Source organism: Pseudomonas sp. FW305-28 (assembly GCF_017351395.1).
GTDB classification, from domain to species: domain Bacteria; phylum Pseudomonadota; class Gammaproteobacteria; order Pseudomonadales; family Pseudomonadaceae; genus Aquipseudomonas; species Aquipseudomonas fluorescens_AA.
This window is the reverse complement of sequence record NZ_JACNDD010000221.1, coordinates 1-7533: the sequence shown is the minus strand read 5'-3', so window position 1 is coordinate 7533 and position 7533 is coordinate 1. Positions and strand designations below refer to the sequence as shown.

Annotated in this window: 5 protein-coding genes, 1 pseudogene and 1 riboswitch; of the genes and pseudogenes, 1 reads left to right on the top strand and 5 read right to left on the bottom strand. The window is 61.4% G+C overall.

Features of this window, described 5'->3' with window-relative positions:
* Window positions 1–148: 148 nt before the first annotated feature.
* The 5 genes and pseudogenes from J4E53_RS28965 to ahcY form a co-directional block, all read right to left on the bottom strand.
* Complete coding sequence (locus tag J4E53_RS28965) at window positions 149–2017, bottom strand: DEAD/DEAH box helicase (protein WP_092204931.1); 1869 nt, start codon at window positions 2015–2017, stop codon at window positions 149–151.
* A 231-nt stretch (window positions 2018–2248) separates the two neighbouring features.
* Window positions 2249–3059 (bottom strand): annotated as a pseudogene (locus J4E53_RS28960) (substrate-binding periplasmic protein); the annotation flags it as partial.
* A 124-nt stretch (window positions 3060–3183) separates the two neighbouring features.
* On the bottom strand, window positions 3184–4266 hold the full coding sequence (locus tag J4E53_RS28955; protein ID WP_103311192.1) for a hypothetical protein: 1083 nt from the start codon (window positions 4264–4266) through the stop codon (window positions 3184–3186).
* 84 nt (window positions 4267–4350) lie between these two features.
* Window positions 4351–5196: a methylenetetrahydrofolate reductase [NAD(P)H] gene (gene metF / locus J4E53_RS28950; RefSeq protein WP_060740233.1), complete on the bottom strand. Its 846-nt coding sequence runs from the start codon at window positions 5194–5196 to the stop codon at window positions 4351–4353.
* Between the two features lie 184 nt (window positions 5197–5380).
* On the bottom strand, window positions 5381–6790 hold the full coding sequence (gene ahcY, locus J4E53_RS28945) for an adenosylhomocysteinase (protein ID WP_103311190.1): 1410 nt from the start codon (window positions 6788–6790) through the stop codon (window positions 5381–5383).
* Window positions 6791–6813: 23 nt separating this feature from the next.
* A riboswitch (S-adenosyl-L-homocysteine riboswitch) is annotated at window positions 6814–6920 on the bottom strand.
* A gap of 190 nt (window positions 6921–7110) precedes the next feature.
* Between ahcY and J4E53_RS28940 the strand changes: the two genes are divergently transcribed.
* Window positions 7111–7512, top strand: a complete 402-nt coding sequence (locus tag J4E53_RS28940; protein ID WP_060740235.1) for an acyl-CoA thioesterase — start codon at window positions 7111–7113, stop codon at window positions 7510–7512.
* Window positions 7513–7533: the final 21 nt, after the last annotated feature.

Sequence of the window (7533 nt, the reverse complement as noted above, 5' to 3'; positions counted from 1 at the left end):
TCTTGCTCGCGATGACGGCAGTTCTGTCACATTGGTGTTGGCTGATACACCGCTATCGCGAGCAAGCTCGCTCCCACATCTGGAATGTGTCGAGCCAAAAAAAGCCCCGGGTCGCGAGACCCGGGGCTTTTTCACGGTTTGGAAAAACTCAGCGATTGCGTGTCAGCAATGCCGGTTTTTCGCCCCGTGGACGGCTTGGCAGTTGATCCAGCTGTTCAGGTGTCGGGAAGCGATCGGCTTTCGATTCCTTGTGCATGATTTTCGGCTGGTTGCTGCGCGGGTTCTGCACGGCCGGTTCCTGGCGAGGCTGGTCGTCACGGGCCGGGCGGCGCGGGCGGGTGTCGTCGCGACGGGCCTGGCCGTCACGGGGGGCACCGTTGCGTGGGCCGCTGCGCTTGGCCGGCGGTGTGCCGGTAGACGAGCCGTTGCTGTTGCGCGGACCGTTCTGGCGACCCTGTGGCTGGCCACTGCGCGGTGCGCCTGCACCTGCGCCTTGTGCCGGGGCACCCGGACGGCGACCGCGGCCCTGGGCTGGTTTCTGCTGTGGCACGTAGTCGACGCGGTTACCGAAGTTATCGACATCGTCATCCAGGAACTCGTCCGGGGCACGATCGGCTGCGGCGCGTGGAGCCGGACGCTGCTGCTCACGGGCCGGGGTGCCTTCGCGGGGCTTCTGTTCGCGGGCAGGGCGTTCGCCGCGGCCATTGCTGTTGCTGGCCGATTTTTCCTTGCCCTTGTCCTTGCCTTTGTCTTTGCGACCGCCGCCGCCACCACCGCCGTTCGGACCGTCGCCCCGTGGGCCGCGGGCATTGCGCGGATTACGCACATCCGGACGTTCGCGTACTTCAGGCTTCTCGGCTTCGATAGTGCTGGCATCGAAGCCCATCAGGTCGCCGTCGGCGATTTTCTGCTTGGTCATGCGCTCGATGCTTTTGAGCAGTTTTTCTTCGTCCGGCGCGACCAGCGAGATCGCTTCGCCCGAACGACCGGCACGGCCGGTACGGCCGATACGGTGAACGTAATCTTCATCGACGTTCGGCAGCTCGAAGTTGACCACGTGGGGCAACTGGTCGATGTCCAGGCCACGGGCCGCGATGTCGGTGGCCACGAGGATGCGCACTTCGCCGGCCTTGAAGTCGGCCAGGGCCTTGGTGCGGGCGTTCTGGCTCTTGTTGCCGTGGATCGCCACGGCTGGCAGGCCGTGCTTGTCCAGGTATTCGGCCAGGCGGTTGGCGCCGTGCTTGGTACGGGTGAAGACCAGGACCTGTTCCCAGGCACCGGCGGTAATCAGGTGCGCCAGCAGGGCACGCTTGTGGCTGGCCGCCAGGCGGAACACACGCTGCTCGATACGCTCGACCGTGGTGTTCGGCGGCGTGACTTCGATGCGCTCCGGGTTGTGCAGCAGCTTGCCGGCCAGGTCGGTGATGTCCTTGGAGAACGTCGCCGAAAACAGCAGGTTCTGGCGCTTGGCGGGCAGGCGGGCGAGGACTTTCTTCACGTCATGGACGAAGCCCATGTCGAGCATGCGGTCGGCTTCGTCCAGCACGAGGATTTCAACGTGGGACAAATCGACGCTGCCCTGGCCGGCCAGGTCCAGCAGGCGACCGGGGCAGGCCACCAGTACATCGACGCCACGAGACATGGCCTGGACCTGGGGGTTCATGCCGACGCCGCCAAAAATGCAGGCGCTGACGAACTTCAGGTCGCGAGCGTAGACCTTGAAGCTCTCGTGTACCTGGGCCGCCAGTTCGCGGGTGGGGGTCAGGACCAGTACGCGCGGTTGGCGCGGGCCATGACGCTGGGATTTGTCTGGGTGACCGTTGGGAAACAACCGCTCCAGGATCGGAAGGGCGAAACCACCGGTTTTACCAGTACCTGTCTGCGCCGCGACCATCAGGTCGCGACCTTGCAACACGGCGGGAATGGCCCGCTGTTGCACCGGGGTAGGCTGGGTATAGCCGGCGGCTTCGATGGCGCCGACTAAAGCCTCGGAGAGACCGAGGGAAGCAAAGGACATGAGTAATCCTGTTTTAGTGAGGGCCTGGCCCAATGGGATAGTCTTGCCGGGCGCGAATGACGTTCAACCAAAAGACGTCATCCCGTCCGGTCCTGCCGGGCCTCGAAGGCGGGTCCGGACAAGGCTCGCGCGGGCTGTAGGCTGCGCTGTAGCGGTGTCGGGATGCCTTTTGCAAGACCGGGCGTCCGGGCGTGAGCCTGGCGGGAAGGCCGGAGTATAACAGAGCAAACGCCTCGCGCCGCTTTCCTGCTGCTCAACGGTTTATTTCAGTGCTGGCCCGGCCGGGCGAAGTGGCCTTGGTCATATCGCCTGCGCCGTAGCGGGCGCTCAGTTCGGCATAGGCCGGTTCGCGCTTGAAACGCTTGAGTTCAGCACTGAAGCGTTGCACCAGCAAATCCATCCCGGCATTGCGTCGCACCGCCAGGTATTGGCTTTGACGGCTCACCACCACCGGGTTTTCGGTGATCTGGTCGCCCAACTGCATTTGTTCGAGCACATGTCGGCCGACCCTGCGGTCGGTGATGAGCAGGTCGATCCGCCCCAGTTGCAACTTGCCGAAGTTGGCTTCGTGGGTGGGCGCCGCTTCACGTTTGAACAGGGTCGACTCACTGAAGGCCTGGCTGTACAGGTAGCCGGGCGAGGTGCCGACGGTCAGGCCGCCCAGGTCGTCGAGCGTGCGAAACGGATGGGGGCGGGCGTTGGCGTAGAACATCACGAATTCCACGTCCGACAGCGGTTCGCTGGGGTAAAGCAACAGGGCATCGCGCTCATCGCTGTGGAAAATGTCCAGCGCACCGTCCGCCAACCCTTGTTCCAGCATCGCCAGGCACCGCTTCCAGGGCAGGAACTGCCATTCCACATCGATGCCCAGGCGCTTGAACACAATGGCCGTGGTTTCGTAATCCAGGCCGAGCTTCTTGCCGTTCTCTTCGTAGACATAAGGCGCCCAGGGTTCGGTGACAATGCGCAACTTCTCGGCCTGGGCGGTCACGCTCAGGCACAAGAGAAGAAGGGCGGTCAGCAGCTGGACAATGACGGGCATGGGCCTGAGGTTACGACGAGAGCTTATCAAATAGCTAGAGCGCCCTGGCCTGTGCCCTGGTGGCCTGTTTGGCTAGTGAGTCAACTTCTGCGAATTTGAACTGACGAACTCACCACACAGGCCACTACTTGCCTTTTGCCTGCATCAGGTGCGCATAGATGGCTTCGCGGCGCTCACCCAGCACGAGACGAATCAGCGGATGATCGAGCCAACGTTTGAGTTCATGGTCCTGCAGCGATTTTTCCAGGCGATGTTCGACGTTCTCCAGGGCTTTTTCCCACCAGACCGGGGCGCAGGCCTGATCGAACTCGTTGGTATGGCGATAGCAGCCATAGAGAATCTCGCGCATGAACTGGCGTTTATGGCTGGGCAGCCCCAGGGTGATGAATTTGTAGGCCAGGCGTTGGAAGGTCGGCGGCCGAGGTAGGGTGGCGGTGACTTGGCCGGTTTCATCCAGGGCCTGGTGGCAAGTCGGTGCGGCGCCATGTTTGTCGAGCCAGGCTTTGGTCTTGGCGCGGAACAGCTGCTTGCGGCTCCAATAGTGGTGGATCAGGTCCGGGCATTCGCGCACTTGCACCGAGCGATAGGCCGCTACCGAAAGGCAGAACTCTTCCAGCGTGTAGGCACCCTTCGCCAATGGATACAGCTCATCCATCAGGGCGATCGAGCGATCCAGGACTGACGCATCGACGCAGTTGAGACCAATGACCCCGGAGTTCAACAAGGGCATGTCGTCGTCCGCCAACTGCCGCTGGCGCAGTGTGTCGGCCAGTGTCAGGTAAAGCCCGGCGTCCTTGTTGGCGCCATACGTCAGGCCGAAGGCATTGCACAGCAACGTGCCAGGCTGGACGCGGCGAAACAGTTCGAGGGGGGAGCAATGGAAAAAAGTGTCGGTGTCGATCAGCAGCGCCACTTCGGCTTCTTCGAGCACCTTCTGCATTACCACGTGCTTGGCACGGAAGTGATACCCGTGGGGTTCGATCCAGGCCTGGCGGGTTTCATTGTCCAGCGGGCGCAAACGCACCGGCAGCCCTGCGTACGGTGCGGGATTGTCGGTGAACACCTGGATATCCAAGGCTTCGTCCGGCGTCTTGCGCAGGCCGGCCAACGCGCTGGCGATGCTGAACAACGCTTCCTGGTGGTAGGTTTCGGCCCCGTAGACCAGATAAATGAGTTGTGGGGTCGTTAGCCTGTGACCATTAGGCATCTACTGCAATCCTCCAGATGTCTGCGCTTAAAAAAAAGGCCTTGGTTTTCGCCAAGGCCTCTTTGTACCACCGCATTAAGTCAATCAGCGCGGCAGCTTGAGGTTGTTCCATACCGCGAGGCTGGGCTCGGCCTGGTTAAGGGTATAGAAATGCAGCCCCGGTGCGCCGCCCTGCAACAAACGTTCACACATTTGTGTGATGACTTCCTCGCCGAAGCTTTGGATGCTTGAGGAGTCATCGCCATAGGCTTCCAGTTGTTTGCGGATCCAGCGTGGGATTTCTGCACCGCATGCGTCGGAGAAGCGTGCCAGCTTGCTGTAGTTGGTGATCGGCATGATTCCCGGCACGACAGGAATGTCGACGCCCAGCTTGCGGATACGTTCGACGAAGTAGAAATAACTGTCGGCGTTGAAGAAGTACTGGGTGATGGCGCTGTTGGCGCCAGCATTGGCCTTGCGTACGAAATTGCGCAGATCGTCTTCGAAGTTGCGTGCTTGCGGGTGCATTTCCGGATACGCAGCCACTTCGACGTGGAAGTGTTCGCCGGTTTCTTCACGAATGAAGCTCACCAGTTCGTTGGCGTGGCGCAGCTCACCGCTGGCCATGCCCATGCCCGACGGCAGGTCGCCGCGCAGGGCAACGATGCGCTTGATGCCGGCGGCCTTGTACTGGGCCAACAGGCTGCGCAGGTCGTCCTTGCTGTCGCCGACGCAGGACAGGTGAGGGGCTGCGGGAACTTTGACTTCGCTTTCGAGCTGCAACACGGTGTTCAGGGTGCGATCACGGGTCGAACCGCCGGCGCCATAGGTGCAGGAGAAGAAATCGGGGTTGTAGCTGGCCAACTGGCGGGCAGTGGCGATCAGTTTTTCATGCCCAGCATCGGTCTTCGTCGGGAAGAACTCGAAGCTGTAGCGACGGTCTTGGGACATGGTCATATCCTTGGAAACTCGTAGGCCGGTGAGGCTTGCATATCCCTGGTGGGGGCGGGCTTATGTGGGAGCGAGCTTGCTCGCGATTGCCATCGCCTCGGTACGGCAGTTGGGCCGAGGTGTCTGCATCGCGAGCAAGCTCGCTCCCACAAAAAAGCCTGCTCCCGTGGGGGAGCAGCGCCGATCAGTAGCGGTAAGCGTGCGGCTTGAACGGGCCTTCGACGGTGACGCCGATGTAGTCAGCCTGTTGCTTGGTCAGTTTGGTGACCACGCCGCCGAAACCGCGGACCATTTCCAGGGCCACTTCTTCGTCGAGTTTCTTGGGCAGTACTTCCACGGTCAGGCGCTCGGCTTTCTGGGCCGGCGACAGGTCGGCGTATTTCTGGCCGAACAGGAAGATCTGGGCCAGGACCTGGTTGGCGAACGAACCGTCCATGATGCGGCTTGGGTGACCGGTGGCGTTGCCCAGGTTAACCAGGCGGCCTTCGGCCAGCAGGATCAGGTAGTCGTCGTTCTGTGGGTCGAAGCTACCGGTACCGGTGCGGTGCACCTTGTGGACCTGTGGCTTCACTTCTTCCCATGCCCAGTTCTTGCGCATGAAAGCGGTGTCGATTTCGTTGTCGAAGTGACCGATGTTGCAGACCACGGCGCGCTTCTTCAGGGCCTTGAGCATGTTGGCATCGCAGACATTGACGTTGCCGGTGGTGGTCACGATCAGGTCGATCTTGCCCAGCAGCGCCTTGTCGATGCTGGCTTCGGTGCCGTCGTTGATCCCGTCGATGAACGGCGAAACCAGCTCGAAACCGTCCATGCAAGCCTGCATGGCGCAGATCGGGTCGACTTCGGACACCTTGACGATCATGCCTTCCTGACGCAGGGACTGGGAAGAACCCTTGCCCACGTCACCGTAGCCGATCACCAGCGCCTGCTTGCCCGACAGCAGGTGGTCGGTACCGCGCTTGATGGCGTCGTTGAGGCTGTGACGGCAGCCGTACTTGTTGTCGTTCTTGCTCTTGGTCACCGAGTCGTTGACGTTGATGGCCGGGATCTTCAGTTCGCCCTTGGCCAGCATGTCCAGCAGGCGGTGTACGCCGGTGGTGGTTTCCTCGGTCACGCCGTGGACGTTTTCCAGCACGGATGCGTATTTCTTGTGCAGCAGCTCGGTCAGGTCGCCGCCGTCGTCGAGGATCATGTTGGTGTCCCATGGCTGGCCATCCTTGAGGATGGTCTGTTCCAGGCACCACTCGTACTCTTGCTCGGTCTCGCCTTTCCAGGCGAATACCGGGATACCGGCGGCGGCGATGGCGGCAGCGGCCTGGTCCTGGGTCGAGAAGATGTTGCAGGACGACCAGCGCACTTCGGCACCCAGGGCAACCAGGGTTTCGATCAGCACGGCAGTCTGGATGGTCATGTGGATGCAGCCGAGGATTTTTGCGCCTTTCAATGGCTGTTCGCCAGAGTACTTGCGACGCAGACCCATCAGGGCTGGCATTTCGGATTCGGCGATGATGATTTCGCGACGACCCCAGGCAGCCAGGGACATGTCGGCGACTTTGTAATCGGTAAAAGCTGCAGGCGTGATAACAGCGCTCATGAAGAGCCTCCATTCGTAATGTATGCGAATGGGCGCCGTTGTGCGTTTAGTGTCCGTGCGGGCAGGCCCGTACAAACAACGCCCCATCCGAGCCTGACAGGTCGAGCCTGCTGCAGCGCCCCTCGGACAGGTGGCGGGAACGGTCCAACGGGTGGACCGGGTAAAGCGGGGCGATTATAACGGGCTAATCGGATCTTCCAAAAGGGTTTCTGTCGGCAAATCGAAATTGCCGATGATCGTCATAGGGCCCGCGACCTAGAGCCTGACCGCCCGGTCTGCCATGATGCGGCTATTCAACGGCCAGACGCTCAGGAGTGATCATGAATTTCCACACCCGCAAATGGGTCAAGCCCGAAGACCTCAACCCCAACGGCACGCTGTTCGGCGGCAGCCTGTTGCGCTGGATCGACGAGGAGGCGGCGATCTACGCCATTGTCCAGCTGGGCAACCAGCGCGTGGTCACCAAGTACATTTCGGAAATCAATTTCGTCAGCGCTTCGCGCCAGGGCGACATCATCGAGCTGGGCATCACCGCCACCGAGTTTGGCCGCACCTCCATCACCTTGACCTGCGAGGTGCGCAACAAAATCACCCGCAAGAGCATCCTGACCGTGGAGAAGATGGTCTTCGTCAACCTCGGCGAAGACGGCTTGCCCGCGCCTCATGGGCGGACCGAGATCACGTACGTCAAGGATCAGTTCAAGGAGGATGTCGTCGGGTGAGATCGGCGGCGCTGTCATCGC

What these genes read in the sequence shown, in the direction of transcription:
- J4E53_RS28965 (WP_092204931.1), bottom strand. Translation starts at nt 2,017, where the DNA reads ATGTCCTTTGCTTCCCTCGGTCTCTCCGAGGCTTTAGTCGGCGCCATC.
- J4E53_RS28955 (WP_103311192.1), bottom strand. Translation starts at nt 4,266, where the DNA reads ATGCCTAATGGTCACAGGCTAACGACCCCACAACTCATTTATCTGGTC.
- metF (WP_060740233.1), bottom strand. Translation starts at nt 5,196, where the DNA reads ATGTCCCAAGACCGTCGCTACAGCTTCGAGTTCTTCCCGACGAAGACC.
- ahcY (WP_103311190.1), bottom strand. Translation starts at nt 6,790, where the DNA reads ATGAGCGCTGTTATCACGCCTGCAGCTTTTACCGATTACAAAGTCGCC.
- J4E53_RS28940 (WP_060740235.1), top strand. Translation starts at nt 7,111, where the DNA reads ATGAATTTCCACACCCGCAAATGGGTCAAGCCCGAAGACCTCAACCCC.